The following is a 25,121-nucleotide window of genomic DNA, read 5'->3' on the forward strand; positions in this document are numbered from 1 at the left end:
AAGACTCTTCCCAGATACTTGCGGCACATCTATCTAAAAGGTGCTCTGCTGTATTCCTACCCTGAAGCGTTGCTTTTTAAACGGATTGCACAAGTCTGAAAAGAGCAGTAAAAAAACAGATAATTTTCTTAATGCTCTTTTTGGAAATTTGATGGCGGAAAGGGCGGGATTTGAACCCGCGGTACCCTTACGAGTACGACGCCTTAGCAGGGCGTTGGTTTAAGCCACTCACCCACCTTTCCACGGTGTAGTCAAATTGGAGTGGAATTATAATAAGTTTTTATTTTTTTGTCAAGAAATCAAGAAAGCGTTTGTTTTTTAAATCCACTTTTTCTTTTTTAGCCATATAAAAATACCACTAGCAACTAATATATTTACAATAGTTACTATAAAGTATCCATATTTGTTATGAAGTTCAGGCATATTATCAAAGTTCATACCATAATTACCTACTATAAATGTTAATGGTAAAAATATAAGTGAAATAGCTGCTAGTCTTTGCATAGCTTGGTTCATTCTATTAGATAAAATCCCCATATGAACATTTAATAAATATCCAGTTCTATCAAGCAAGGCTTTTGATTCATTTATCAAGAATTTAGCATGTTCTTTTAGATCAGCAAATTCATATTTTAATAATTTTTTCGTTTTTAATGGTAAATCGTGATAGATTTTATTAATTACATCTGTTTCTTGAATAAATAATTTTGCAATTCTATTTAGTGTTCTTCTAGTGTTATAGATATTTTTTTGAATATTTTCTTCATCTACTTCATCAATTAAAATATCATCTTCCAAACTTTCCAAACTTTCATCAATTACATCAATCATAAGCATTGCATTATCTACTAAAATATCTAAAACTTTATAAATTGCTGAATTAATTCCATCAGTAGTTTTTATTCTTTTTTGAAATTTTTTTGAAATTTCTATTAGAACATCGGTATCATCACTTAAAAATATAAGTTTATTTTCCATTTTTAAAATAGATATGTTTTCTTCATCAGAAAGTAAAAATTCATCTTCTTGAAAGAAGATATATTTAACTGTAATTAACTTTATATCTCCCCAATCATCATATCCTACACTTTGGTCTTCGTTTGAAATATCTTCAAAAAAGTGTTCTGGTAAGTTTTTGGATTTTAGCCATTCTAAAAGCTGTTTGTTCTCAGCTGAGGTGAAAATAATTTGTTTTTCATCATCGTTAATTTTAATAATTTCGCTTTTATTAAAGTGACCATTTTCAAAAATAAACATTTTCTACCTCCTTTTTTGATAGAATTATATCTAAAAAAAGGTTTTTATTTTGATTTTATCAATAGAAAGTAGTTGTGATGATAGTAGTATTGCTATAACTGATATAAAAAATAAGAAATTATTGTTTCACAAAAAAATTTCACAAGAATTAATTCATTCTCAATATGGAGGAGTAGTACCTGAGCTTGCAAGTAGATTACATTTAGAAGCACTTCCTAGAATTTTAGCCCAAACAAAAGAGTTTTTTCCTAAATTAAAAGCCATAGCTGTTACTGCGTCTCCGGGATTAAGCGTAACTTTGAATGAAGGTGTAATGATGGCAAAAGCTTTAAGTATATCTTTAGATATTCCATTGATTGGAGTAAATCATTTAATAGGGCATATTTATTCTGTTTTTATTGATAAAGATGTAACTAGCGATATTATGATTTTACTTGTAAGTGGGGGGCATACTAAAATCTTGAATATGCAAAATGGATATCAAAATATAACAGAACTTGCTACAACTATTGATGATAGTTTTGGAGAAAGTTTTGATAAAGTTTCTAAAATGCTTGGACTTGGATATCCAGGTGGTCCTGTTATTGAAGAATTAGCTAAAAATGGAAAGCCTATTATTGATTTCCCAATTCCACTTAGACAATCTCCTGAAATTAAATTTAGCTATTCTGGACTTAAAAATGCAGTTCGTCTTGCTATTTTAGAAAATAAATATTCAAAAGAAGATATTGCAGCATCTTTTCAAAAAGCAGCAATTGAACATCTCACAATGAAACTAAAAAAACTTTTTAAAACAAAAACTCCTAATAATTTTGCAATTGTTGGAGGTGCTAGTGCGAATTTGGCTTTGAGAGAAGAGATAGAAAAAATGGGTAAAAAATATAAATTTAATGTTATTTATCCTGAACTTAAATACTGCTCTGATAATGCAGCTATGATAGGAAGAGTTGCAGTTGATATGTATGAAAATGAAGATTTTGTAAATTATAATGATTTAAAAGTTCAGCCAAGAGTGGAATTTAAAAAAGAAGTTTTATGAAAAGTTATTTGATTCCAGAATGGGAAGAACAAAGTTTTATACAGTTAGTTTTACCGCATAAAAATACAGATTGGAGTTGTTGTTTAGAAGAAGTTTTAAATATATTTAAAAAGATAGCTTTTGCAATTGCCAAATATGAAAAAGTAATGATTTGCTATGAAGATGTTCTAAGTTTAGAAGGATTTGAGCATCCAAATTTCAAATATAGAAAAATTCAAAATAATGATACTTGGGCTAGAGATTTTGGAGCTATTTCTATTAGAAAAAATGGTAAAGCAAAAAAACTTGATTTTGTATTTAATGGTTGGGGACTTAAATTTCCAAGTAATTTAGATAATAATATTTCAAGAGCTATTTTTGATGATATGAAAAGTTATAATTTCGTATTAGAAGGTGGAAGTATTGATACAAATGGGGAAGTATTACTTACTAATACTCAATGTTTACTTGAAAAAAATAGAAATTATCCTATGAGTAAAAAAGAGATTGAAAAGTTCCTCAAAAAAACATTAAAAGTAAAAAAAGTACTTTGGTTAAATTATGGGTTTTTAGCAGGTGATGATACAGATTCTCACATAGATACACTTGCAAGATTTGTAAATAAAGACACAATTGTTTATGCTAAATGTTATGACAAAAATGATATTCATTATGAAGAACTTAAAAAAATGGAAAAAGAGCTTAAAAAAACTAAATTTAATTTAACCCCTTTGCCACTTCCAAATCCAATATATTTTGAAAATGAGAGAGTTCCAGCAACTTATGTGAATTTTTTGATTATAAACAGAGCAGTTTTAGTTCCTATTTATAATGATAAACAAGATAAAAAAGTGATAAAAATATTTAAAAAGCTTTTTCCAAATAGGGAAATTATTCCAATTAATTCAAATCCACTCATTAAACAACATGGAAGTATTCATTGTGTTACAAAAGAGTATTTTGATTGAAAATTTGATATTATTATGAAAAAAAAGGATGTTTGTATTATGAAAAAATTATCAATGATTAGTGTTGTTATGGCATCAGTTTTATTTATAGGATGTGGTGGAAGTAATATTAGTATTTCTGATTATTCTAATATAATAAAACAATCTAATACAATTCCAGATGTATGTAAAAAAGAGTATGAAACTTTAAAAACTATACCGAGAGTTGCAGTTGTAAGATTCACAAATAGTAAAGATAGCTATGATAATATAGCAAAAATGGTTGATCCAAAAATTGATAAAGAGATAGTTTCTGTGCTTGAAGGAAGTTTAATTCAAATGGGTGGTGTGTATGTTTATTCTAGAGATCGTTTAAATGAACTTATGAAAGAGCAGAAATTACAACAATCTGGTCTTTTTAATGAAAAAACATTAGTTAAAGTCGGGCAATTAACAGGTATAAAATATATTATTACGGGTTCAATAGATTCAGAAATACAAAAGTTTAAAGATGATGCAAAATCAGATACAGAAAATAAGGGAAAAAATGATAAACAACAAAGTTTTGGAAGTATGCTACTTTCGAAAGCTTCAAAGTTAACATCAAGTGTTACCAGTGGAACGAAAGTAACCTCAAGAGCAACTATTAAAATAATTGATATTACAACTGGTCAAATTGTTTTTTCTAAACAAATTGAAGAAACTAAAAATATAGGGATGATAAAAAATCCTACATATAGCCAATCAATTAGTGCTATTGAAGATAATTTAAGAGAAGGTTTAAAAAATGTAAAATCTGATTTATCTAAATTTTTTGCACCAAGTGGATATATTTTACAAATAAGAAGTGATAAAGAGCATAAAAATTTCATTGCTCAAATTACTTTAGGAAGTAGTAAAGGTATCAAAGCAGGACAAACATTTCAAGTTTATCAGTTTGAGAAAGTAACAGATCCTGTAACTAATAAAACTATTTGTGATAAATATAAAATTAATGTAAAATTAGTGGTCTCTAAAAATCAAATAGGAGTAAATAGTTCTTGGACAAAAGCAAATGGTGATGATACTCTAAAATTGAGCGCAGGACAAATAGTAAAAAGAGATGTCCTTGGAAATAGTTTATTTTAAAGGTTTAAAATGAAAAAACGAATTATAGTTTTTTTTGCTTTATTAATTTTAATAGGATGTATCGTATATATAACAAATATCTATTTCCAACCTTCTAAGAAGCAAAAAATAGATGTTCAAAACAATATAAGTTCTATTGATAAAGATAAAAAAGTAGATATTTCAAAAGTATCATATAGTATGCTTAAAATTAGTGATAAAATTCCTGATTGGTTCTATTTGGCACCTAAAAGTGATGAATATTTTTATGGAGCTGGTGAAGGAAGAGATCCAAACGAAGCAAAAAATTCGGCTTTAAATTATATTGCAAGTGAAATCCAAACAACTGTTTCAAGCGAGTTTTCTAAAACTTCTGCTTATTCAAAAAGTGACTCTTCTACTGATTTTTATGAAAAAACTAGAAAAAATATAAATGTAAATGTTTCTAAAATAAGTTTTAGTAATATTCAAATTGTAAAAACTGTAAAAGTTGATAATGAAATTTATATTTTACTTAGAATCAATAAACAAGAACTTTTTAGAAATTTAAAAAATAAATTTGAAATGTTAGATGCTAAAATTGATTCTGAAATTAAGGCAAGTCAAAAATACTCTTTATTAGATCAAAAAATTATTATAAATAAATTAATTCCAAAAATAGCAGATGCTCTTAATGAGGCAACTATTTTATCTGTTTTAAATCCAAATTTTGACATAAAACCTTATGTGCAAAAGTATAATAGCTATATAGAAAAAAAAAGTGAAATTTATCATAAATTAACATTTAAAGTTTTAAGTAATAATTTTTTTGCAGAAAAATTAATAGAAGTTATGAATGAAAACAATTATAAAGTTGGAAATAGTTCTAATGTAAAAATAAGAGTTATTCCAAATATTAGATATTCAACTCCTATGGATATGAGTGTTGCAAGAGTAACTGTAACTATCCAAATAATAGCAAAAAATAAAATCTTCAAATCAACTTCGCTTGAAGTAAAAGGTATATCTGATACCAAATCTCAAGCTGTTGTAAAAGCTGCTACTCAATTTAAAAATCAACTAGAAGAAAAAGGAATCAATAAACTACTCGGATTTGAATAATCCTTTTCTTCTTTTTTGGTATAATACTCTTAAAAAACTTATTAAAGGTAAATTATGGCAATGACTATTACAGAAAAAATATTTGCACAACATATTGGCAGAGTTGTAAAAGCTGGAGAAATTATTAGATGTGATGTTGATATGACTATCGGAAATGACATTACTACGCCTATTTCAATTAAAGCATTCAAAGAAAGTGGGGCTAAACAATTAGCAAAACCAGATAATTTTGCCCTTGTTTTGGACCATTTTATTCCTGCAAAAGATATTGCAAGTGCAAATCAAGCAAAAATTAATAGAGATTTTGCTTATGAATACGATTTAAAGAATTTTTTTGATGAAAAAAGAATGGGAATTGAGCATAGAGTTTTACCAGAACATGGACTTATTTTACCAGGTGATGTAATTATTGGTGCGGATTCTCATACTTGTACTCACGGTGCATTAGGGGCTTTCTCAACAGGTATGGGCTCAACTGATATAGCTTTTAGTATGATTACGGGAACAAGTTGGTTTAAAGTGCCAGAAAGTATAAAAGTAGTTTTTACGGGTAAAAGAAGTAAGCATGTTTATGGAAAAGATTTAATATTAGAGCTTATTAGAAGAATTGGAGTTGATGGAGCTTTATATAAAGCACTTGAATTTACAGGTGATACGATTGAAAATCTTCCAATGGATGATAGAATGAGTTTATGTAATATGGCTATCGAAGCTGGGGCAAAAAATGGAATTGTTGCTTATGATGATATTACAAAAGCATTTTTAGATGAGGTTGAAGCGATTAATCCATTACGAGGAGAGAGAGTTATTCATCAAAGTGATGCTGACGCTTCTTATTCACAAATAGTTGAAATTGATGTTAGTAAACTAGAACCTGTAATAGCTTATCCATTTTTACCAAGTAATGGAAAAAGTATGAGTCAAGCAGTGAAAGATGATATAGAAATAGATCAAGTATTTGTGGGAAGCTGTACAAATGGAACATTAACTGATTTAAGAATTGCCGCAAATATTTTAAAAGGTAAAAAAGTAGCTAGAAAAGTGAGAATGATAGTAACTCCAGCAACTCAAAGAATCCTTAAAGCAGCAGAAAAAGAAGGCCTTATAGATATTCTAATTGACGCTGGTGCAGTAGTTAGCAATCCAACTTGTGGAGCTTGTCTTGGTGGATATATGGGGGTTTTAGGTGATGGTGAGAGATGTGTTTCTACAACAAATAGAAATTTTAGAGGTAGAATGGGGGCAAGAACAAGTGAAGTTTATCTTGCGAACTCAGCAGTAGCCGCAGCAAGTGCCATAGCAGGAAAAATAGCAGACCCAAGAGAATTATAAGGATAAATTATGTTAGATATCGGTTTTAGTGAGCTTTTAGTTGTAATTGTTTTGGCAGTTTTGGTTTTAGGACCGGATAAATTACCAGAAGCTATGAAAGATTTTGCTCGTTTCATCAAAAAAATGAAAAAAATGTGGACTGATGCTACGGCCGATATTACACGAGAGCTTGAAATGGAAGACATGAAAGAAGAAGTTACAAAATATAAAGAAGAGCTTAAAAAACTTCAAAATGAAACAAAAATAGATAATCCATTAGATACATTAAATAGTAGGGATATGAAGGATTTGTTAAAATGAAACTTGCAACACCTTTAAAATCAAATAGAATTAAAATTATGCTTTTAGGAAGTGGAGAACTTGGTCGAGAAGTGGCAATAGAAGCCCTTAGATTAGGTTGTGAAGTAGTTGCAGTAGATAGATATGCAAATGCTCCAGCGATGCTTGTAGCTCAAAACTCTTATGTAGTTGATATGACTAACAAAGATGCACTTTTAGAGATTATTAGAAGAGAAAATCCAACTTTTGTTTTACCAGAAATTGAAGCTTTAAGTATTGAAGCACTTTTTGAAGCTGAAAAAGAGGGATATCATATAATTCCAAATGCTGAGGCTGTAAATAAAACAATGCATAGAAAAAATATTAGAGTTTTTGCAGCTGAGGAGCTTGGATTAAAAACTAGTAAATATGAATTTGTTACAACTTTCGAAGGTCTTGAAAAAGCAGTAGAAAAAATTGGGATTCCTTGTGTTGTAAAACCTGTGATGAGTAGCTCAGGACATGGGCAAAGTATTATAAAAAATAGAAATGAAATCAAAAAAGCGTGGGATTTTGCACAAAGTGATGCGAGAGGAAGTGCAGATGAATTAATTGTAGAAGAATTTGTGAATTTTGATTATGAGATTACTTTACTTACTGCAAGAAATGAAAAAGAGACAATTTTTTGCCCACCAGTTGGTCATATTCAAAAAGATGGAGATTATATTTATTCTTGGCAAGAGATGAAAATGAGTGAAATAGCACTTAACAAAGCAAAAGAGATGGCAAAAAAAATCACTGATGGACTTGGTGGAAGAGGAATTTTTGGTGTTGAAATGTTTGTAGCTGGTGATGAGGTATATTTCTCAGAAGTAAGTCCACGACCACACGATACTGGAATGGTTACAATGATTACTCAAAGTCAAAGTGAATTTGCACTTCATATTCGAGCAGTTTTAGGACTTCCATTAGGATTTGAATTTTATGGAGAGGGAACAAGTGCAGCGTTTAAAGCTGATAAAGATAGTTATGCTCCAACTTTTGAAATTCCAGATGAATTATATTCTACTAATTCAAGATTTATAGCTTTTGGAAAACCTGAGAGCCATAAAGGTAGAAGAATGGGAGTTTTACTTGTAAGTGGTGAAAATTCATTTGAAAAAGCAAAAGAGATGATAAAAAAGGTTAAATTAGTTTAACTTTTTTGAATCCTTCTCATAGGAATAAAAAATGACATATTTAACTATTAAAAAAAGACTAATACTACCAATATTAACTATATTGATATTTATTTCTACTCCTTTATACAAAAATATTTCAGAAAAATATATAAATGATACTTTATCAGATGCAGTAGTAACTTATGCGACTTTAAGAGGAATAAACGCTGGTGTTTCAGTGATTCAAGAAAGTAGTGTAAGTCTTGGAGTAGGGGTAGAAGGAAATATTGCAATAGGGCAGACATTAGATCCAATTAATGATGCAGTTGAGAGATTTTCAGATATGCTTACACTTTCATTATGGGTACTTGGTAGTGAAAAAGCTATATTTGAATTATCACGAAGTAAGATTATTTATATTTTTTTAGTACTCGCAATAATTGGTGCTATTTTCATAAAAAATGATTTTTTCAATAAAATATTAATTATTCTTATTGTAATGAGACTATTTATTCCTTTTAGTGCAATAATTTCAAATTATACAAATCAAGATATATTTGCTTCTAAAATAGCAAAAGATTTAAAAATTTTAAATTACACGAAAAATAAACAAGTAAATATAGAAATGACAAGTGATAGTAGCTTATGGGGATATGTAAAAAATAGTGCTTCTAATGTATCTAAATCATTTCATGATTTTAAGGATACAATGCAATTTTATATCAAAAATTCAAAAGCTATAATAACAGCTTTAGTTGATTTATCTATTTTGTATTTTAGTAAGTTTTTATTAAATTTAATTTTATTACCAATGGTTTTTGTTTATATAATTAAAAATATAGAAATAAAAATATAATTGTTCATTAGCAATATTTAGTTAGTGCCTAAATTCTATATATTTTAATATAAAGTATAGTTTCTATAAAATAATCATAATTTGATTTTGTTATAGACTTTTATCTTATATTTAGTTATTTGAAATAATCTATTTTTAAAAAGATTTATTGATATAAATTTTAAAACTATATAAAATAAAAAGTGTTTGATTTGTTAAAATAAAGTGGTGCGGACGAGAGGACTTGAACCTCCACATCATAGATACTAGATCCTAAGTCTAGCGCGTCTGCCAGTTCCGCCACGTCCGCATAATTATTGTTTTTTTGTAGTCTCTAAAAAGTGGTGCGCCCTACAGGATTCGAACCTGTGGCCTACGGCTTAGAAGGCCGTTGCTCTATCCAGCTGAGCTAAGAGCGCATAATGTTTGAAATGAGAATTTAACTTACCAAAATAAGCTAAAGTTTCACTTCACAAGTGAAGTAAGTTGTGGTGCACCTGATAGGAATCGAACCTACAACCTACGGATCCGAAGTCCGTTGCTCTATCCAGTTGAGCCACAGATGCTTAACTAGATAAAACAATTTTAACAATGGGGTGGATAACCGGATTCGAACCGGCGGCCCCCAGTGCCACAAACTGGTGTTCTAACCAACTGAACTATATCCACCAAAATAGATAGTTTCTAACTATTTTGCTAAATAAGTGGTCGGGGTGAAAGGACTCGAACCTTCGGCCCCCTGGTCCCAAACCAGGTGCGCTAACCAAACTGCGCTACACCCCGACAAGTGTTAAATTGGACTGAAATTATATACTAAAATCCTTCGTATGTCAAGTAAAAATTTAAAATTTCAATAAAAGATATATTATTAAAATTATCAATTGACTAAAAACACTCCACAAGAAAGCAAATTCTTAACACTTCAAAAAGCTAAAAAGTGTAAACGCAAACGCCTTTCGTGCCTAGTATACTTTTTTTAACGAATTTTTGTTAAAATTTGCAATTGTTTCGCTTTATTCAATCAATTGTTAAATATAAATTTGTTCTCTAATTACAGTTTCATCTCTTTTAGCACCTGTTGCAATATATTTGATCGGGCAAGAAATTAATTTTTCAAGAGCTAAGATATATTCTTGTGCATTTTTAGGAAGTTCTTCAAATTCTGTAACTCCTGCACTTTTATCCCATCCAGCAAATGTTTCATAAATTGGTTTTAATCCATCTAAATTAGTTGGAAAATAGTTGATTTCTTCTCCATTATTATTTTCATAAGCTATACAAACTTTTACTTCTTTTAATCCATCTAAAACATCAAGTTTCATAAGAGCTACTTCATCACAACTATTTAATGTAATAGCATATTTTCCTGCAACCGCGTCAAACCAACCGCATCTTCTTGGTCTTCCTGTAGTTGTTCCAAATTCAAACCCTTTTTCTCTTAGATATTCTCCATTTTTACCAAAATCTTCTGTTGGAAACGGTCCATTTCCAACTCTTGTAGTATAAGCTTTTGCAATACCAGTTACTTTTCTAAGTTGTTTAGGTGGGATTGCACTACCAGTTAAAGCACCACTTGCTATTGTGTTTGAAGAAGTAACATACGGATAAGTTCCATGGTCAATATCAAGAAGTGTAGCTTGTGCTCCTTCAAGTAGGATATTTTTATCCATATTATCCCATAAAAATTTTGTAGTATCAGTGATTAAAAAACCTAATTTATTTTGATAACCTTGAAGTTCGATTTTCATTTCATTTTGAGTTGGAATATGAATTCCTAAATATTCAAAATAACCTTTGTTCATTTCAAAATAGTCTGTAAGTTTTTCAAGTGCTTTATCAATATCTAATAAATCTCCAATTCTAAGGGCAGTTCTTGTAACTTTATCTGCATAAGCTGGGCCTATACCTCTACCAGTTGTTCCGATAGCATTTTTACCTCTAAGTTTTTCTCTTGCTTGGTCAATTTGTGCGTGATAATCTAAAAGCATTGTAGCTTTATCAGAAATAAAAAGTCTTCCTTTCATTTCTCCAAATTTTTCCATTTCTTCTATAATTTCAGCAGGAGAAACTACAACACCATTTGCGATTACATTGACAGCATTTTGATTTAAAATACCACTTGGCATTAAATGAAGTGCATATTTTTTATCACCAATTACAACTGTATGCCCTGCATTATGTCCACCTTGACTTCTAACTACGATATCATAGTTTTTTGCTACCAAATCAACAATTTTACCTTTTCCTTCGTCTCCCCATTGAAGACCTACGATTAAATCCGCTGCCATTATTGTCCTTTTATTTCAATTACATTGTCAGTATAGATGCTAAATCCTGTAATTTTTATATGGTTTACTTCATATTCTCCACCCATACTTAGTAAGGTATTATCTGTAAAAAATCTATAAAATACTCCATTATAATAGTTAAAATCTGCATAAAAAAGTGGAGAAATAACTACATCAATAGTTAAGTTTGAAATTAATTCTTTTATTTTTTGAAGTTCGTTTTTGATAGGTTCTGGGTATATTGATAAATCTTCTAAATCCTCTTTTTTGTTAATATAAGCAAGTTTTTTAAGCCAATCTATTTTGCTAAATACTTCAAGATTTTCTTTTTTTAAATCTTCATCACTTATATTTGTAAGCTCTTTTACAAGTTTTACTATTTTTATATTTGAAATTTGTAGAACTGGAGATAGTGAAAGTTTATCCATTAAAAGTTTATTTAATTTAATAGTTTCATCAAGCTTTCCATTAATCATTTCACAACCAATTTGATTGATTTCTATACTTGGATATCTAAAAACTGGTTGAATATAAAACCATTTTTTTGAATCAGATTTTAATCTTTTCAAAACTAATCTAATTACATCGATACTTGAATCACCTCTTAAAGCCATATTTCTGTTTTTTACATCTCTTAATTTGATGAGTTCTTTATCTTTTAGGGCTTCAAGTTGGTGATATGAAAAAAATGGAGTAACAATTTCATTGAAAAAATTGTTTTCAAAAACTTCTGCACTTACATTTTCTATTTCTCTTTTAAGTTTTGCAGTTTTACCAAAATAGAGATTACCTCCATTTGGTATATCGTGGCTATAAATCATTTAATTTTCTCACTAAATATTTTTGCAGCAGTCCCATCAAATTTTCTAATATTAAGTTCATCTAATGTCATTTCGATTGAATTTACAATCCATAACATTTTGTAATCTTCAATTAGTCCCATATTATTAATTCTAAAAATTTTACCTTTTAAATGGTCTTGACCACCAGCCATATTTACTTCAAATTTGTTTTTCATTATACTTCTAATTTCTTCAGCTTGTTCTGAATATACAGTTGCCATACTTTTTGCCGGAACAGATGGGTAAATATTTAATCCAATTGCTTTTAGTGATTCTAATAAAGCATTATGTCTTTTTGCAGTTTTTGCATATAAATTATCAAGTCCAATCTCATTTGTAACTTTTTCTAATACTGCTTTAAGAGCGATTATTAAAGTTGTAGCAGGTGTGAAAGAAGTTGAAAATTCTCTTTGTTTTTTAATTTCATTTGCTAAATTAAAGTAATAACCTTTTCCACTTCCAATTCTTTTCACGGCTGCCTCGCTAAATCCAATCATTGCAAGCCCTGGTGGAAGCATCGGTGCTTTTTGACTTCCAGTAATTAATACATCAATGTTTGTAGTATCGATTTTTTCAACTCCAACTGCTGTAATTCCATCTGCAACTACTATAATATCTGGATTTACTTTTTTAATTTGGGCTGCTATTTCTTCAACTGGGTGTCTTAAACCACCAGCACTTTCACTAACTTGGATGTAAAAACTATCAATTTCACTATCTGCTTTAATTGCAGCGATAACATCTTCTGCATTTGCTGGAGTATTCCATTCATAGCAAAGTTGTGAAAATTCAATATTGTGAGCTTTTGCAATTTTTCCCCATCTTTCCCCAAATTTACCAGCATTAATTGTAAGTGCTTTTTTCTTAGTAATATTTGTAAGAGCGGCTTCCATTGCACCACTTCCACTACTTGCTAAAAATACTGCATCAGGTAAATTTACTAAATTTTTAAATAGAGATAAAGTTTCTTTCATGATTTCTTTAAATTCAGGAGTTCTGTGATGAATAGTTTCACCTAAAACTGCTTCTTGAGCAAAAAATGGAACTTCTACTGGTCCTGGAGTTGCTAATATCATAATAATTCCTTTTAAAAGTTTTTAATAATTATATCAAAAATTTATATTAGATAATAAATACAGTTATTAATTATAATATAAAAGTAGTTAAATAAGAACTGTGTTATGTTAGATATTATTTGTTAAATTTCTTTTTTTTTATTATAATAATATTATAATTGCTAATATCATATTGTTTTATCTATATTTAAAGGGAAAAAAGATGAGTGAATACCATCACCACCATCATGATGTAAGTGGTAAAAATATTTTTATTACTATCGTTTTAAACATTATCATTACGCTTTCACAAATTGTGGGAGGAATAATGTCAGGATCATTAGCACTTTTGAGTGATGCAATGCATAACTTCAGTGATGTATTGGCACTTTTGATCGCTTACTTTGCAAACCGTTTGGCTGCCCGTCCAAATAATGAGTCAAAGACATTCGGTTATAAACGCGCAGAGATCCTAGCGGCACTTTTCAATGCTTCGGTACTTATCGGAATTGCCATATTTCTTATTATTGAAGCTTTTCACAAGTTCTATCATCCCGAACCGATCAATTCTGTCTGGGTTATAAGGCTGGGAGCATTGAGTATTGTACTAAATGTGGCGAGTGTCTTGCTTGTTAAAGATGATGCCCATAACAATATGAATATAAAAGCGGCTTATCTACATCTTTTAACAGATGTAATGACAAGTGTAGCTGTTGTCGGTGGTGGTCTTTTAATGTACTACTTTGGACTTTTTTGGATCGATCCTGTGGTTTCTGCTTTAATCGCACTCTATCTTATATGGGCATCTTTTGGTCTTGTGCGTGAGAGCAGTGCCATACTTATGCAGTTCACGCCAAAAGGGATCGATATAGAAGAGATCGTCAGTGCTATTGAAGAAGATCCTGAGATTAAAAATGCACATCATATCCATGTATGGAAACTCGATGACAATCACATCCATTTAGAAGCACATTTGGACTTTAACGAAGATGTGCCGCTTTCAGTTTCCAATGCTGTCATTGATAGACTTGAGAAAAAACTACATGACAGTTTTGATATAGAACATGCAACGTTTCAGTGTGAATATGGCCGAGAAGATAATAAAGAGTTAATTGTTTAAAGAAAAAAGTTGTACTATATTACTATATAAAGTGTAATTCCATAACTATTATATTTCTATTTTGATAATGAAGTGTTATATAATTTTTATATCAAAAATTTATACAATGGTATAACTATAAAACTAAGTAAAATTCCAACTCCTAGAGCAGAGACTGCCAAATCTTCTCTAAGTCTTGCTTCTATTGCCAAAACGGAAGCCATAACCATCGGTGGCATCGCTGATTCTATGAAAGCAACACTTAAAGCCGGGGCGTGAATATTTAAAAATAGATTTATAAAAATATAGATAGTTAATGGAACTAAAAACATTTTTATAAGTAGAGCAAGACTCGCAAGTTTGAAGTTTTTTTTCACATCTAAAAAACTAAATTTCATACCAACTGCTAACATTACTAAAAAAATTAAAGAATCTCCAAAAGGTTTGAGAAAATCGATATTTATATTAAAATTTCTTAAAAATAGGGCAAAAATCAGGGCAATAAAAGGAGGAAATTTAATAATATCAATTATCATTTTTTTGATGTTTATCTCTTTTTCACTTCCATAGGCTACGAAGAGACTACCAAAAATTACAAGTCCAAAAAATGTAATTTCATCAAAAAATATTGCCCAAATTAGGTTTTTTTCTCCAAACATACTTACAACCATAGGAAAACCTAAAAATGAAGTGTTTCCAAGGGTTGTGACTAATAAAAAAGAGGCAGTAGTTTTTTTATCAAATTTAAAAAGTTTAGAAGTAGCAAATCCTAAACTCATACCAACAAGCATAGTTAAAAGTCCAATTCCAAAAACTTGCCAAATTTGAGTTGAATATTCTAAATGATAGATTTTATAGATGATTAAAGCAGGGAAAGAGATATAAATAACTACATCAATTAATGCTTTTGAATAGTCAGCTTTTAAAACTTTAAAAAGATAACCACTCAAAAAAATTAAAAAAATAGAAAAAAGCAAAGAAATCCTTAAATCTCTTTGGCTATTTGTTGGGCGTCAAATCCAAAATGTTTATAAACATCTGCACCTTTCCCACTTGCACCAAATGTATGCATATTAATAACTTTATCAGCATATTTATACCATTCGTAAGCAGTTGCAGCTTCAATTGCTACTGTTTTAGTGTTTAGTTTGATTACTTGATTTTTATACTCTTCATCTTGCGCGTCAAATAGTTCAAAACACGGCACACTAACTACATTACATGGTTTATCAAGTAGCTTTTTCACTTCCATTGCAAGGCTTACTTCACTACCCGTCGCAATTAATGTAATTTGGGCATTTTCATCTTCACTTAAAATATATCCACCTTTATCTACATTTTCACACTCTGTAAATATTTCAATTCCTTGTCTAGTTAAAGCAAAAGCACATGGTGCATTTTCTAATTTTAGTGCAGTTTTCCAACAAGCTATATTTTCATTGGCATCAGCAGGTCTGAAAGTATAACTATTTGGAATACTTCTTAGAGTTGCAATTTGTTCTATTGGTTGGTGAGTTGGTCCATCTTCTCCTAAGAAAATTGTATCATGAGTGAAGATCCAGTAGTTTTTATGACCACTTAGAGCTGCTATTCTGTAAGCTGGTTTTAAATAATCACTAAAAATTAAGAAAGTTGCTACATAAGGCGCTAATCCGTAAGCTGCAAAAGCATTGCTTATTGCACCCATTGCGTGTTCTCTGATTCCAAAGTGCATATTTCTACCAACTGGGAAATCTTCTTCATCATTTAGGTGAGTATTGTTTGATGGAGCCAAATCAGCACTTCCACCTATGAAACTTGGAACTCCCGCGGCAATTGCATTTAAGATTTTTCCATTACTTGCACGAGTTGCTAGTTTTTCACCTTTATTAAATTTAGGAAATTCAATTTTTGAATAATCTTTATTAAAGAAAGCTTCTATTTCTTGGATATTAGCATTTTTGTTAAATTCAGCCTCTGCTAATTCACCTTTTTCAATCATACATCTAAATCTAACTAAAACATCTTCATCGATATTGAATTTTGCTTCACTAAATCCAGCTGCTTTTTTACTTTCGCTAATTACATCATCTCCAAGAGGTGAACCGTGAGTTTTGTGACTACCTTCAAGTCCTACGGCACCTCTAGCTATAATTGTTTTTGCCATAATCAGAGTTGGTTTTGTAGCGTTTTTAGCTATTTTAAGAGCTGAATCTATTTCATCATAATTATGTCCATTAATTTGTAATACATTAAATCCTTGTGATTTAAATCTTTTTTTCACATCTTCATTAAAAGCAATTTTTACATTTCCTTCGATTGAAATTGAGTTGTCATCATAAATAATCACTAAATCATTTAATTTATGAATTCCAGCTAAACTGCAAGCTTCATAGCTGATTCCTTCTTCTAAATCTCCATCTCCACAAAGACAATAAACTTTGTGAGTTATTTCTGGGAATTTTTTTGCGATGAATTTTTTTGCCATTGCAAAACCAACTGCATTTGCAACACCTTGACCAAGAGGTCCTGTTGTTACTTCAACTCCTGGAGTATGTCCAAATTCGGGATGACCTGGAGTTTTGCTACCAAGTTGTCTAAACTCTTTTAAATCTTCTAAACTTACATCAAATCCCCATAAATGAAGCATACTATATACTAAAGCACTTGCATGTCCCCCTGAAAAAACTAATCTATCTCTATTTATAAACTTAGGATTTTTTGGATTTAATGTAAGGTATTCACTCAAAACTGTCATAACATCTGCAAGTCCCAACGGAGCTCCTGGGTGACCTGAATTTGCTTGTTGGACCATATCTGCTGCCAAAAATCTAATAGTATCTGCCATTTTTTTTCTCATTGTTTATGCCTTTTTAAATATTTTGTTATAAGTGGTCTTAAATTTTGTTTTAGTTTTTTATCAAACGATTCAAACTCTTTTTCTAGTTTTTCAGCTAATTTATCGGCTTCTTTTATACTTTTTTCAAGTCCTATTAGATTCACAAATGAATTTTTGTCACTATCATTGTGTGTATCTTTGCCAGCTTCTTCACTACTTTTTGTTTCATCTAAAATGTCATCTTGGATTTGAAATAGTAATCCCAAATCAATTCCGAAATTATATAATTTTTTTTGGAGTTTTTTATCTAAATTTACAATAATTGCACCCATTTTCAGACTTGCTGCGATAAGTTTGGCAGTTTTATGAATATGTAAAAATTTAACTTCATCTAAATTTAGTGGTTTGTTCTCAAAATAACAATCAATTGCTTGACCTAATACCATTCCATTTAATCCGCCGTTTTGTGATAATTCTTTAGTTAATTCTACTTTTATATCATTATGAAGTGGTGAAATAGCAATTAATTCAAAAGCATAAGTATTTAATCCGTCTCCTACCAAAATAGCCGTAACTTCATCAAAAGTTTTATGTAGAGTTGGATGACCTCTTCGTAAATTTGCATTATCCATTGCTGGTAAGTCATCGTGAATAAGTGAATAAGTGTGTAAAGATTCAAGTGCTAATGCTGGATAATAAGCACTTTCAAGTAAAAGTGGATTATAACTTTCCACTACTTTTAAAAGTAACATTGGTCTAAATCTTTTTCCACCGGCTATTAGCATCTCATTTGTTGCTTTTTCAAAATAGGGATGAAAAGAGGGGTTTTTTATTAAATTATTTTGTAAGAATTTTTCAAATTCTATCATTGTATCAACCTTTTAGTTTCATTTAAAATATAATAACTTCCTTTTGTTTTACCTATTTTTTCTAAAATATCTTTTTTTACTAAATTTGATAAAATTTCTCTTGCTCTTCTTTCTTTTAAATTTAATAATTCTTCTACTTCATCTACATTTATTTTTTTATTTTTTATTATAAAAGTAATTATTTTTTCTTCTTGCTCATTAGTATATAGTTTTAATAATTTTTCGGTGCTATTCGGCATTTTTTCGGTGCTATTCGGTATTTTATGTGGCCTATGAAATACAATATTTACAAAATTACTACTTTCATTTATTTCAAATTCTATATTTTTATTTTTACATAACTTTTTTATTTTAGTTATTCCACTTCCCCAAGTTTCTACATATTTAAGCTCTCTAAAAAGATTTGCTAAAATTTTATTTCGAATCTCACTTCTTCCACTCATAACTTCCTCAAGTATTAGTCCATTTGGAAACCCACCAGGAGAAGTAATTTCGATTATATCATCATAAACTGCAACTTTTATATCACTATTTCTCAAATAATTTCTATGAATTATTGCATTAATTAATGCTTCTCTAAGTGCAAGCAGAGGTATTTCAAGTTCTTCTTGAAGTTGTAAGCCAACAACTTCTGCATTTAAATTTAGATGATTTTGTAAAAATTTTATACTATTTTCTAAATTACTAAACAAATCATCATTAAATTCTTTTTTATCTATAAAAATTTCTTTTGTAACTCCTCTAAATCTTGCACATTTTATTTGAGTATTATCAAAACTTCCAAGTGCTATTAATAACGCATTTGTTGGTAAATTTTTACCATTTATATCTTTTATAAGTTTTAGATTTTTAGATTTTTCATAATTACAAGGTTTATTTATTTTTTTAAATTCGTTATAAATAATATTGAGATTAAGGGTTTCAAATTCAAATTCAAAATTTTCTTCCTCATCAAAACTTTTATTGAATCTTTGTCTTTGAAGTTCTGTTATAACTGTTCTTGATATTTTTTCATTTGATGGAAGCTTTTCTTTTAATTCAAGGCGTTTATTTTCACCTTTTTTTATTTCATCAAATATCATTATTTACCTTTATAATTAGCCTTCCATGTGATGCCATTAATATTAAATGTAATTGTAACATTTTTTGAAATTGATTTAATATTTTTTAAGGAATTTACAGGTTTATTGTTAAGTTTTATAATTTTTGTTCCAATTGAAAGATAGTGTTTATCTGCCCAGCTGTTTGGAATTATTTGGGTAATAGTTAAATTATCATCAACTATAACTCCCAAAAATTTAAAAATGTTTTTATTTGATATATGGGGTTTGCTTGTAATAAAGTTTTTAATTCTATTGGTAGTTAAAAACCCACCATTTACTCCAACTCCAATAGGATTACAAAAGATATCACTCATAATTGAAGCAGGCAAAGTTTTTGTAGAAAATTTAGCAGGACTGTCTGCTTTTGGATATTCTGCAAAATTACCAGAATAAATCATTCCTTTTTTTATAGAAGCAAGCCATACACCTAAGTGAGAGTTTTTGAAATGTAAATAGTGTTTATTGTTTGTTTTTATTAGATATATTCCATATTTTGTATCATATTTAATAAATTTTTTTGGTTTAGTTGATGTTATGGAGTAGTGTTTTGAGATTGGAATAACTGAATAGCTTTTATATTTTTTATAACACAATGAAAAATCTGGATAGGTTAATGAATATCCCAATAATGGGATAACTATAAATAGCTTTTTCATTGTCCGCTAAGACCGCTAAACATATTCATTGCTTGAGATTTTTTATCTTCTACTGCCATTTTGATAGCATCATTAATTGCAGCCATTAGTAGAATCTGAAGTGAAGATTTGTCATCTAACAAAGAATCATCAATATTCATATCTATTACTTCAAAATCTGAATTTACACTAACTTCTATCATTCCCCCGCCACTTGACGCGGTATAAGTTTTGTCTGAAGTTTGTTTCATTCCATTTTGCAATTGTTGCATCATTGCATTTAAATCTAAATTTTTAAACATTTTAGCTCCTTATAAATTTGATAATTGTTCAATTATATTGTTATCATCATCTACGATTACGATTGATGGATTAAAGTTATTAGCTTCATTTTCATCCATATTTGCATAAGCAATAATGATAATTTTATCACCTTTATGCACTTTTCTAGCAGCTGCACCATTTAAACAGATATCTTTTTTACCTTTTTTACCTTTTAATACATAAGTAGAAAATCTCTCACCATTATTGATATTTACGATATCCACTTTTTGTCCAACTCTCAGTTTAGCTGCCTCAATAAGTTCTTCATCTATTGTAATTGAACCTATATATTCTAAATTAGCATCAGTAACTGTGGCTCGATGGATTTTGCTATATAGCATAGGTATTGTCATATTTTTTCCTTCTATTTTGTTTTTATATAAAAATTTATTAGAAATTCAATACTTTTTTATATTATAATAACAAAAAATTAAAAAAGTTACAAGGTTTAAAATGGAATTTATTGCCCAAGATGAGAAAAGCAAAAAAATTAAAAAATTGGCATTTATGCTTAAAGAATTAGATGTTAATATATATATCTATGGCGAATCTGGGACAGGTAAAACTTTTTTAGCAAATTTTATAGCAAATCAAGATGACTTAATTATAGAAAAGTTTGATGAATTAAAAGAGTTTATTAAAACAAATAAAAGAATTGTAGCTGTAGGGACGATTGCTTTGAATGAAAATATAAAAGAGAAATATGATATTACAGCTGAAATATTTTTGGATAATTTAGATAAACGCATGGAAGATGTAAAAGAATTTACAAAATATTTTACAAACGAAGTAAAAAAAAGTTTAAAAATAGAAAAGGAAGCTGAGGTAAATATTGATATAAGAGAGAATCTAAATTCACTAAAAAAATCTATTTATAAATCATTTTTGCAAGATAAAATAACTAAAACTAAATTAGTTAAATATATTGAAGAATTTTTTAGTGAAAATGAAATGAGTTATGATGAAGCGTCAAAAATATTTGATAAAGGCTTATTTCAAGCTTTTATGAAGAAATATCATTCAAAATTACAAATGGCTAAAGCTCTTAAAATTAATAGAGGAACATTAGCTAAAAAATGGAGTCAATGTGAAATTTGATATATGGGTTCAAAAAGACATAAATCCTTTTATTGTCTTTAATGAGAAAGGGAGAATAAAATATTTAAATAATGAGGCAGAATATTTTTTATCTTTTGTAAATGAAAAAGAAATTTTTGAATTTGCTATAAATAATTTAAAAGATAAGTTTGTTACTATAAATGGGCATTTTAAATTTAATAAATTTGAGTTTATAAGTGCTAGTATAGGATATGAAGAAAATGAAATAGGGATTAAATTTTATAAAAGCTTGCTTCCTGTTAAAAAAATTAAAATAGAAGGTTTAACAAAAATAAATATTTTTTTCATTTTAGATTTTTGTAGAAATTATGTTTTTTTAGATACAAAAGTAGAGTTTGAAGATTTGTTTGATGTAGATATTCCTGAATTTTTTGCAGATAAAAAGTCTTTAATAGATGAAATAAATTCGGTTTTATCAAAATTTAACAATGAGAAAAAATTAAAAGTTATAGTTAAATTTATGCTTGGAGAAAAAATGAAAGTAGCCAATAAACAATATTCTGTTATTGGAATTAAAATAAAATCAACAAACAAAACAGAAGAACTTTTAATACCTTTTATAAAAAAAATATAAAAATATTTAAAAAATTTTTTTTTATTCCGATATAGTTTACAAGGATGACAAGGATGTCACCAAAAAAACCATATAAAAGGATTTAAAATGGGATTTAGAATAAATACAAATGTTTCAGCATTAAATGCACATGCTGCAGCACAATTGAACAACAGAGAGTTAAGTAGCTCACTTGAAAAATTATCAAGTGGTCTTAGAATTAACAAAGCAGCAGATGATGCTGCAGGAATGGCAATTGCAGATAATTTAAGGAGTCAAGCAGATGGGCTTGGACAATCTATTAAAAATGCAAATAATGGTATTGGGATTATCCAAACAGCAGATAAAGCTATGGATGAACAAGTAAAAATACTTGATACAATCAAAACAAAAGCAACACAAGCTGCGCAAGATGGACAAACTACAGATACAAGAAAAGCACTTCAAAATGATATTACAAAATTAATGGGAGAGCTTGATAATATTGCAGGAACAACTTCATTTAATGGACAAAATTTATTGTCAGGGAAATTTACAAATAAAGAGTTTCAAATAGGAGCATATTCAAATACAGTAGTAAAAGCAAGTATTGGAGCTACAAGTAGTGATAAGATTGGTGCTACAAGATTTGAAACAGGAGCTATTGTTAAAGCTTCAAATGGTGGATCTGCACTTAAAGATGTTTCAATGAAGTTTTTATCAGTAGATGGTAAAAATAATGTACAATTGGAATCAGTAAGTATTTCAACAAGCGCAGGGACAGGAATAGGAGTATTGGCAGAAACAATCAATAAGAATTCAGATGCAACAGGAGTTAGAGCTTCTTGGCAAGTAGAAGGTGAAGGATCAAGCGCTATAACATCTGGGACATTACAAGGTCTAAAAATAAATGGTGTAGCAGTAGGAGATATTACAGTTGCAGCAAATGATAAAGATGGGAATCTAGTAAATGCTATTAATTCAGTAAAAGAAAGTACAGGAGTTGAAGCAAGTGTAGATGAATCTGGAAAATTAGTTTTAAATTCAACTGATGGTAGAGCAATAGATATAAGTACTGCATCGGCTGGAGCAACAGTTTTAGGAAGTGGAGATTTTTCAGCTGTTTCAGCAGGAGCAGGAAAAGATGTAATTGTAGGGAGACTTAGTCTTACAAGACTTGATGCAAGAGATATTCAAGTGACTGGAACTAATATTGCAACAGTTGGAATGAGTGGAGGTGCGGCAGTAGCACAAGCTACAATTAACTTAAGAACAATAAAAGGTAGTTTTAGTGCAGATCAAGCGAGTGCAATGGGTGCAAATGCAAATGCAGCAATGGTTACAAAAAATGCAAATGGATTAAGCTCAGGTGTAACAACACTAAAAGGTGCAATGGCTGTCATGGATATAGCAGAAAGTGCACAAAAAATGCTTGATAAGATTAGAGGTGGTTTAGGATCAACTCAAAATCAATTAACATCAACAATAAACAATATTTCAGTTACACAAGTAAATGTAAAAGCAGCTGAAAGTCAAATCAGAGATGTTGATTTTGCAAGTGAAAGTGCGAACTTTAATAAACATAATTTATTAGCACAATCAGGAAGTTATGCAATGAGTCAAGCTAATGCTGTTCAACAAAATGTAATGAGATTACTTCAATAATCATTAAAGTGGTGTAAACTGCGATTTACGTTTTTATAAATAATTGAGAGGTTGCTATGATTTTGTAGCAATCTCTTATTTTTATTTCATTCTTATTTTTTCTTCAAACAATCGACTATAAAATCTTCTTTAATTTATTTAAATACTATTTTTGGAATAGCTTTTGCTTTTAGTAATTTCAAAAGCAAGAAATTGCTGAATTTAAGGAGAAAGTTATGGGATTTAGAATAAATACAAATGTTTCAGCATTAAATGCACATGCTTCAGCACTAGCTAATAATCGTGCTCTTAGTAATTCACTTGAAAAATTATCAAGTGGTCTTAGAATTAACAAAGCAGCAGATGATGCTGCAGGAATGGCAATTGCAGATAATTTAAGGAGTCAAGCAGATGGGCTTGGACAAGCTATTAAAAATGCAAATAATGGTATTGGGATTATCCAAACAGCAGATAAAGCTATGGATGAACAAGTAAAAATACTTGATACAATCAAAACAAAAGCAATACAAGCCGCGCAAGATGGACAAACTACAGATACAAGAAAAGCACTTCAAAATGATATTACAAAATTAATGGGAGAGCTTGATAATATTGCAGGAACAACTTCATTTAATGGGAAAAATTTATTGTCAGGGCAATTTACAAACAAAGAATTTCAAATAGGAGCATATTCAAATACAGTAGTAAAAGCAAGTATTGGAGCTACAAGTAGTGATAAGATTGGTGCTACAAGATTTGAAACAGGAGCTATTGTTAAAGCTTCAAATGGTGGATCTGCACTTCAAAATGTACAACTTACTTTTAAAGCTCCAAATGGAGTAAATGATGTAAGCTTAGAATCAGTAAGTATTTCAACAAGCGCAGGGACAGGAATAGGAGTATTGGCAGAAACAATCAATAAGAATTCAGATGCAACAGGAGTTAGAGCTTCTTGGCAAGTAGAAGGTGAAGGATCAAGCGCTATAACATCTGGGACATTACAAGGTCTAAAAATAAATGGTGTAGCAGTAGGAGATATTACAGTTGCAGCAAATGATAAAAATGGAAATCTAGTAAATGCTATTAATTCAGTAAAAGAAAGTACAGGAGTTGAAGCAAGTGTAGATGAATCTGGAAAATTAGTTTTAAATTCAACTGATGGTAGAGCAATAGATATAAGTACTGCATCGGCTGGAGCAACAGTTTTAGGAAGTGGAGATTTTTCAGCTGTTTCAGCAGGAGCAGGAAAAGATGTAGTGGTTGGGAGACTTACACTTACAAGACTTGATGCAAGAGATATTCAAGTAGCTGGAACTAGTCTTTCATCAATTGGAATGAGTGCAGGTGCGGCAGTAGCACAAGCTACAATTAACTTAAGAGCGATAAAAGGTAGTTTTAGTGCAGATCAAGCGAGTGCAATGGGTGCAAATGCAAATGCAGCAATGGTTACAAAAAATGCAAATGGATTAAGCTCAGGTGTAACAACACTAAAAGGTGCAATGGCTGTCATGGATATAGCAGAAAGTGCACAAAAAATGCTTGATAAGATTAGAGGTGGTTTAGGATCAACTCAAAATCAATTAACATCAACAATAAATAATATTTCAGTTACACAAGTAAATGTAAAAGCAGCTGAGAGTCAAATCAGAGATGTTGATTTTGCAAGTGAAAGTGCGAACTTTAATAAACATAATTTATTAGCACAATCAGGAAGTTATGCAATGAGTCAAGCTAATGCTGTTCAACAAAATGTAATGAAGTTACTTCAATAAACAAAG

At 29.6% G+C, this 25,121-nt stretch carries 24 protein-coding genes, 6 tRNA genes and 1 other RNA gene; 13 read left to right on the forward strand and 18 right to left on the reverse strand.

Annotated features, from left to right (window positions below):
- Positions 1 to 4: 4 nt before the first annotated feature.
- The 3 genes from ffs to ACZ5OA_RS00585 form a co-directional block, all read right to left on the reverse strand.
- Positions 5 to 102: signal recognition particle sRNA small type (gene ffs / locus ACZ5OA_RS00575), an RNA gene on the reverse strand.
- 50 nt (positions 103 to 152) lie between these two features.
- Positions 153 to 242 (reverse strand) — tRNA-Ser (locus ACZ5OA_RS00580).
- 76 nt (positions 243 to 318) lie between these two features.
- Positions 319 to 1,257, reverse strand: a complete 939-nt coding sequence (locus ACZ5OA_RS00585; RefSeq protein ID WP_464907597.1) for a magnesium transporter CorA family protein — start codon at positions 1,255 to 1,257, stop codon at positions 319 to 321.
- A gap of 49 nt (positions 1,258 to 1,306) precedes the next feature.
- On the opposite strand from ACZ5OA_RS00585, the gene tsaD reads away from it, so the two are divergent.
- The 8 genes from tsaD to ACZ5OA_RS00625 are packed head-to-tail and all read left to right on the forward strand — an operon-like array spanning position 1,307 to position 9,036.
- The gene (gene tsaD / locus ACZ5OA_RS00590) at positions 1,307 to 2,296 is read left to right on the forward strand and encodes a tRNA (adenosine(37)-N6)-threonylcarbamoyltransferase complex transferase subunit TsaD (protein ID WP_464907598.1); all 990 of its coding nucleotides are present in this window, start codon (positions 1,307 to 1,309) and stop codon (positions 2,294 to 2,296) included.
- Positions 2,293 to 3,243, forward strand: coding sequence for an agmatine deiminase family protein (locus ACZ5OA_RS00595; RefSeq protein ID WP_464907599.1), 951 nt, complete (start codon positions 2,293 to 2,295; stop codon positions 3,241 to 3,243). Before tsaD ends, ACZ5OA_RS00595 begins: the two co-directional genes overlap by 4 nt.
- Before the next feature lie 39 nt (positions 3,244 to 3,282).
- Positions 3,283 to 4,350: a CsgG/HfaB family protein gene (locus ACZ5OA_RS00600; RefSeq protein WP_464907600.1), complete on the forward strand. Its 1,068-nt coding sequence runs from the start codon at positions 3,283 to 3,285 to the stop codon at positions 4,348 to 4,350.
- Between the two features lie 9 nt (positions 4,351 to 4,359).
- Positions 4,360 to 5,430 (forward strand): LPP20 family lipoprotein, encoded by a 1,071-nt coding sequence (locus ACZ5OA_RS00605; RefSeq protein WP_464907601.1) that lies wholly within the window; start codon positions 4,360 to 4,362, stop codon positions 5,428 to 5,430.
- Between the two features lie 54 nt (positions 5,431 to 5,484).
- Positions 5,485 to 6,762, forward strand: coding sequence for a 3-isopropylmalate dehydratase large subunit (locus ACZ5OA_RS00610; protein ID WP_464907602.1), 1,278 nt, complete (start codon positions 5,485 to 5,487; stop codon positions 6,760 to 6,762).
- Positions 6,763 to 6,771: 9 nt separating this feature from the next.
- Entirely contained in the window at positions 6,772 to 7,062 is a 291-nt protein-coding gene (tatB, locus tag ACZ5OA_RS00615) for a Sec-independent protein translocase protein TatB (RefSeq protein WP_464907603.1), read from the forward strand.
- Positions 7,059 to 8,219: a formate-dependent phosphoribosylglycinamide formyltransferase gene (purT, locus tag ACZ5OA_RS00620; protein WP_464907604.1), complete on the forward strand. Its 1,161-nt coding sequence runs from the start codon at positions 7,059 to 7,061 to the stop codon at positions 8,217 to 8,219. The genes tatB and purT overlap by 4 nt, the downstream gene beginning before the upstream one ends.
- A gap of 31 nt (positions 8,220 to 8,250) precedes the next feature.
- Entirely contained in the window at positions 8,251 to 9,036 is a 786-nt protein-coding gene (locus tag ACZ5OA_RS00625) for a hypothetical protein (protein WP_464907605.1), read from the forward strand.
- Between the two features lie 205 nt (positions 9,037 to 9,241).
- On the opposite strand, the gene ACZ5OA_RS00630 is transcribed toward ACZ5OA_RS00625, so the two are convergent.
- The 8 genes from ACZ5OA_RS00630 to ACZ5OA_RS00665 all read right to left on the reverse strand — a co-directional run bounded on the left by ACZ5OA_RS00630 (position 9,242) and on the right by ACZ5OA_RS00665 (position 13,221).
- A tRNA-Leu gene (locus tag ACZ5OA_RS00630) sits at positions 9,242 to 9,325 on the reverse strand.
- 32 nt (positions 9,326 to 9,357) lie between these two features.
- Positions 9,358 to 9,434: transfer RNA gene (locus tag ACZ5OA_RS00635), tRNA-Arg, on the reverse strand.
- A gap of 70 nt (positions 9,435 to 9,504) precedes the next feature.
- Positions 9,505 to 9,581 (reverse strand) — tRNA-Arg (locus tag ACZ5OA_RS00640).
- Between the two features lie 26 nt (positions 9,582 to 9,607).
- Positions 9,608 to 9,684 (reverse strand) — tRNA-His (locus ACZ5OA_RS00645).
- Positions 9,685 to 9,720: 36 nt separating this feature from the next.
- Positions 9,721 to 9,798 (reverse strand) — tRNA-Pro (locus ACZ5OA_RS00650).
- A gap of 245 nt (positions 9,799 to 10,043) precedes the next feature.
- Positions 10,044 to 11,306, reverse strand: a complete 1,263-nt coding sequence (locus tag ACZ5OA_RS00655; protein WP_464908304.1) for an adenylosuccinate synthase — start codon at positions 11,304 to 11,306, stop codon at positions 10,044 to 10,046.
- Positions 11,303 to 12,124, reverse strand: coding sequence for an ATP phosphoribosyltransferase regulatory subunit (locus ACZ5OA_RS00660; RefSeq protein WP_464907606.1), 822 nt, complete (start codon positions 12,122 to 12,124; stop codon positions 11,303 to 11,305). The genes ACZ5OA_RS00655 and ACZ5OA_RS00660 overlap by 4 nt, the downstream gene beginning before the upstream one ends.
- Positions 12,121 to 13,221 (reverse strand): pyridoxal-phosphate-dependent aminotransferase family protein, encoded by a 1,101-nt coding sequence (locus ACZ5OA_RS00665; RefSeq protein ID WP_464907607.1) that lies wholly within the window; start codon positions 13,219 to 13,221, stop codon positions 12,121 to 12,123. Before ACZ5OA_RS00665 ends, ACZ5OA_RS00660 begins: the two co-directional genes overlap by 4 nt.
- Before the next feature lie 202 nt (positions 13,222 to 13,423).
- Here ACZ5OA_RS00665 and ACZ5OA_RS00670 point away from each other — a divergent pair, with 202 nt between their 5' ends.
- Positions 13,424 to 14,320 carry a cation diffusion facilitator family transporter gene (locus ACZ5OA_RS00670; protein ID WP_464907608.1) on the forward strand — a complete coding sequence of 299 codons (897 nt, stop codon included), beginning with the start codon at positions 13,424 to 13,426 and terminating at the stop codon, positions 14,318 to 14,320.
- 86 nt (positions 14,321 to 14,406) lie between these two features.
- On the opposite strand, the gene ACZ5OA_RS00675 is transcribed toward ACZ5OA_RS00670, so the two are convergent.
- Genes ACZ5OA_RS00675 through panD form a run of 7 tightly spaced genes read right to left on the reverse strand, consistent with a single transcriptional unit; the run spans position 14,407 to position 20,401 of the window.
- A complete protein-coding gene (locus ACZ5OA_RS00675) occupies positions 14,407 to 15,276 on the reverse strand; it encodes an AEC family transporter (RefSeq protein WP_464907609.1) in 870 nt (289 codons plus the stop codon).
- 8 nt (positions 15,277 to 15,284) lie between these two features.
- Positions 15,285 to 17,138 carry a transketolase gene (tkt, locus tag ACZ5OA_RS00680; RefSeq protein WP_464907610.1) on the reverse strand — a complete coding sequence of 618 codons (1,854 nt, stop codon included), beginning with the start codon at positions 17,136 to 17,138 and terminating at the stop codon, positions 15,285 to 15,287.
- A complete protein-coding gene (locus ACZ5OA_RS00685) occupies positions 17,135 to 17,986 on the reverse strand; it encodes a polyprenyl synthetase family protein (RefSeq protein WP_464907611.1) in 852 nt (283 codons plus the stop codon). The genes tkt and ACZ5OA_RS00685 overlap by 4 nt, the downstream gene beginning before the upstream one ends.
- Entirely contained in the window at positions 17,983 to 19,068 is a 1,086-nt protein-coding gene (locus tag ACZ5OA_RS00690) for an ATP-binding protein (protein WP_464907612.1), read from the reverse strand. The genes ACZ5OA_RS00685 and ACZ5OA_RS00690 overlap by 4 nt, the downstream gene beginning before the upstream one ends.
- Positions 19,068 to 19,745 carry a DUF7488 domain-containing protein gene (locus ACZ5OA_RS00695; RefSeq protein WP_464907613.1) on the reverse strand — a complete coding sequence of 226 codons (678 nt, stop codon included), beginning with the start codon at positions 19,743 to 19,745 and terminating at the stop codon, positions 19,068 to 19,070. The genes ACZ5OA_RS00690 and ACZ5OA_RS00695 overlap by 1 nt, the downstream gene beginning before the upstream one ends.
- Positions 19,742 to 20,026 (reverse strand): YbaB/EbfC family nucleoid-associated protein, encoded by a 285-nt coding sequence (locus tag ACZ5OA_RS00700; RefSeq protein ID WP_464907614.1) that lies wholly within the window; start codon positions 20,024 to 20,026, stop codon positions 19,742 to 19,744. The genes ACZ5OA_RS00695 and ACZ5OA_RS00700 overlap by 4 nt, the downstream gene beginning before the upstream one ends.
- A 9-nt stretch (positions 20,027 to 20,035) precedes the next feature.
- Entirely contained in the window at positions 20,036 to 20,401 is a 366-nt protein-coding gene (panD, locus tag ACZ5OA_RS00705) for an aspartate 1-decarboxylase (RefSeq protein WP_464907615.1), read from the reverse strand.
- Between the two features lie 100 nt (positions 20,402 to 20,501).
- On the opposite strand from panD, the gene ACZ5OA_RS00710 reads away from it, so the two are divergent.
- The 4 genes from ACZ5OA_RS00710 (at position 20,502) to ACZ5OA_RS00725 (ending at position 25,115) form a co-directional block, all read left to right on the forward strand.
- Positions 20,502 to 21,146, forward strand: coding sequence for a sigma 54-interacting transcriptional regulator (locus tag ACZ5OA_RS00710; protein WP_464907616.1), 645 nt, complete (start codon positions 20,502 to 20,504; stop codon positions 21,144 to 21,146).
- Positions 21,136 to 21,741: a hypothetical protein gene (locus ACZ5OA_RS00715; protein ID WP_464907617.1), complete on the forward strand. Its 606-nt coding sequence runs from the start codon at positions 21,136 to 21,138 to the stop codon at positions 21,739 to 21,741. The genes ACZ5OA_RS00710 and ACZ5OA_RS00715 overlap by 11 nt, the downstream gene beginning before the upstream one ends.
- 87 nt (positions 21,742 to 21,828) lie before the next feature.
- Complete coding sequence (locus ACZ5OA_RS00720; protein WP_464907618.1) at positions 21,829 to 23,364, forward strand: flagellin B; 1,536 nt, start codon at positions 21,829 to 21,831, stop codon at positions 23,362 to 23,364.
- Positions 23,365 to 23,579: 215 nt separating this feature from the next.
- Positions 23,580 to 25,115, forward strand: a complete 1,536-nt coding sequence (locus ACZ5OA_RS00725; RefSeq protein ID WP_464907619.1) for a flagellin B — start codon at positions 23,580 to 23,582, stop codon at positions 25,113 to 25,115.
- Positions 25,116 to 25,121: the final 6 nt, after the last annotated feature.

The sequence above is a fragment of the Thioreductor micantisoli genome (assembly GCF_055392745.1).

Bases quoted from the DNA above. Each gene is read 5' to 3' on its own strand.
- ACZ5OA_RS00585 (WP_464907597.1), bottom strand. From the start codon at position 1,257: ATGTTTATTTTTGAAAATGGTCACTTTAATAAAAGCGAAATTATTAAA.
- ACZ5OA_RS00595 (WP_464907599.1), top strand. From the start codon at position 2,293: ATGAAAAGTTATTTGATTCCAGAATGGGAAGAACAAAGTTTTATACAG.
- ACZ5OA_RS00600 (WP_464907600.1), top strand. From the start codon at position 3,283: ATGAAAAAATTATCAATGATTAGTGTTGTTATGGCATCAGTTTTATTT.
- ACZ5OA_RS00605 (WP_464907601.1), top strand. From the start codon at position 4,360: ATGAAAAAACGAATTATAGTTTTTTTTGCTTTATTAATTTTAATAGGA.
- ACZ5OA_RS00610 (WP_464907602.1), top strand. From the start codon at position 5,485: ATGGCAATGACTATTACAGAAAAAATATTTGCACAACATATTGGCAGA.
- tatB (WP_464907603.1), top strand. From the start codon at position 6,772: ATGTTAGATATCGGTTTTAGTGAGCTTTTAGTTGTAATTGTTTTGGCA.
- purT (WP_464907604.1), top strand. From the start codon at position 7,059: ATGAAACTTGCAACACCTTTAAAATCAAATAGAATTAAAATTATGCTT.
- ACZ5OA_RS00625 (WP_464907605.1), top strand. From the start codon at position 8,251: ATGACATATTTAACTATTAAAAAAAGACTAATACTACCAATATTAACT.
- ACZ5OA_RS00660 (WP_464907606.1), bottom strand. From the start codon at position 12,124: ATGATTTATAGCCACGATATACCAAATGGAGGTAATCTCTATTTTGGT.
- ACZ5OA_RS00665 (WP_464907607.1), bottom strand. From the start codon at position 13,221: ATGATATTAGCAACTCCAGGACCAGTAGAAGTTCCATTTTTTGCTCAA.
- ACZ5OA_RS00670 (WP_464907608.1), top strand. From the start codon at position 13,424: ATGAGTGAATACCATCACCACCATCATGATGTAAGTGGTAAAAATATT.
- tkt (WP_464907610.1), bottom strand. From the start codon at position 17,138: ATGAGAAAAAAAATGGCAGATACTATTAGATTTTTGGCAGCAGATATG.
- ACZ5OA_RS00685 (WP_464907611.1), bottom strand. From the start codon at position 17,986: ATGATAGAATTTGAAAAATTCTTACAAAATAATTTAATAAAAAACCCC.
- ACZ5OA_RS00690 (WP_464907612.1), bottom strand. From the start codon at position 19,068: ATGATATTTGATGAAATAAAAAAAGGTGAAAATAAACGCCTTGAATTA.
- ACZ5OA_RS00695 (WP_464907613.1), bottom strand. From the start codon at position 19,745: ATGAAAAAGCTATTTATAGTTATCCCATTATTGGGATATTCATTAACC.
- ACZ5OA_RS00700 (WP_464907614.1), bottom strand. From the start codon at position 20,026: ATGTTTAAAAATTTAGATTTAAATGCAATGATGCAACAATTGCAAAAT.
- panD (WP_464907615.1), bottom strand. From the start codon at position 20,401: ATGACAATACCTATGCTATATAGCAAAATCCATCGAGCCACAGTTACT.
- ACZ5OA_RS00710 (WP_464907616.1), top strand. From the start codon at position 20,502: ATGGAATTTATTGCCCAAGATGAGAAAAGCAAAAAAATTAAAAAATTG.
- ACZ5OA_RS00720 (WP_464907618.1), top strand. From the start codon at position 21,829: ATGGGATTTAGAATAAATACAAATGTTTCAGCATTAAATGCACATGCT.
- ACZ5OA_RS00725 (WP_464907619.1), top strand. From the start codon at position 23,580: ATGGGATTTAGAATAAATACAAATGTTTCAGCATTAAATGCACATGCT.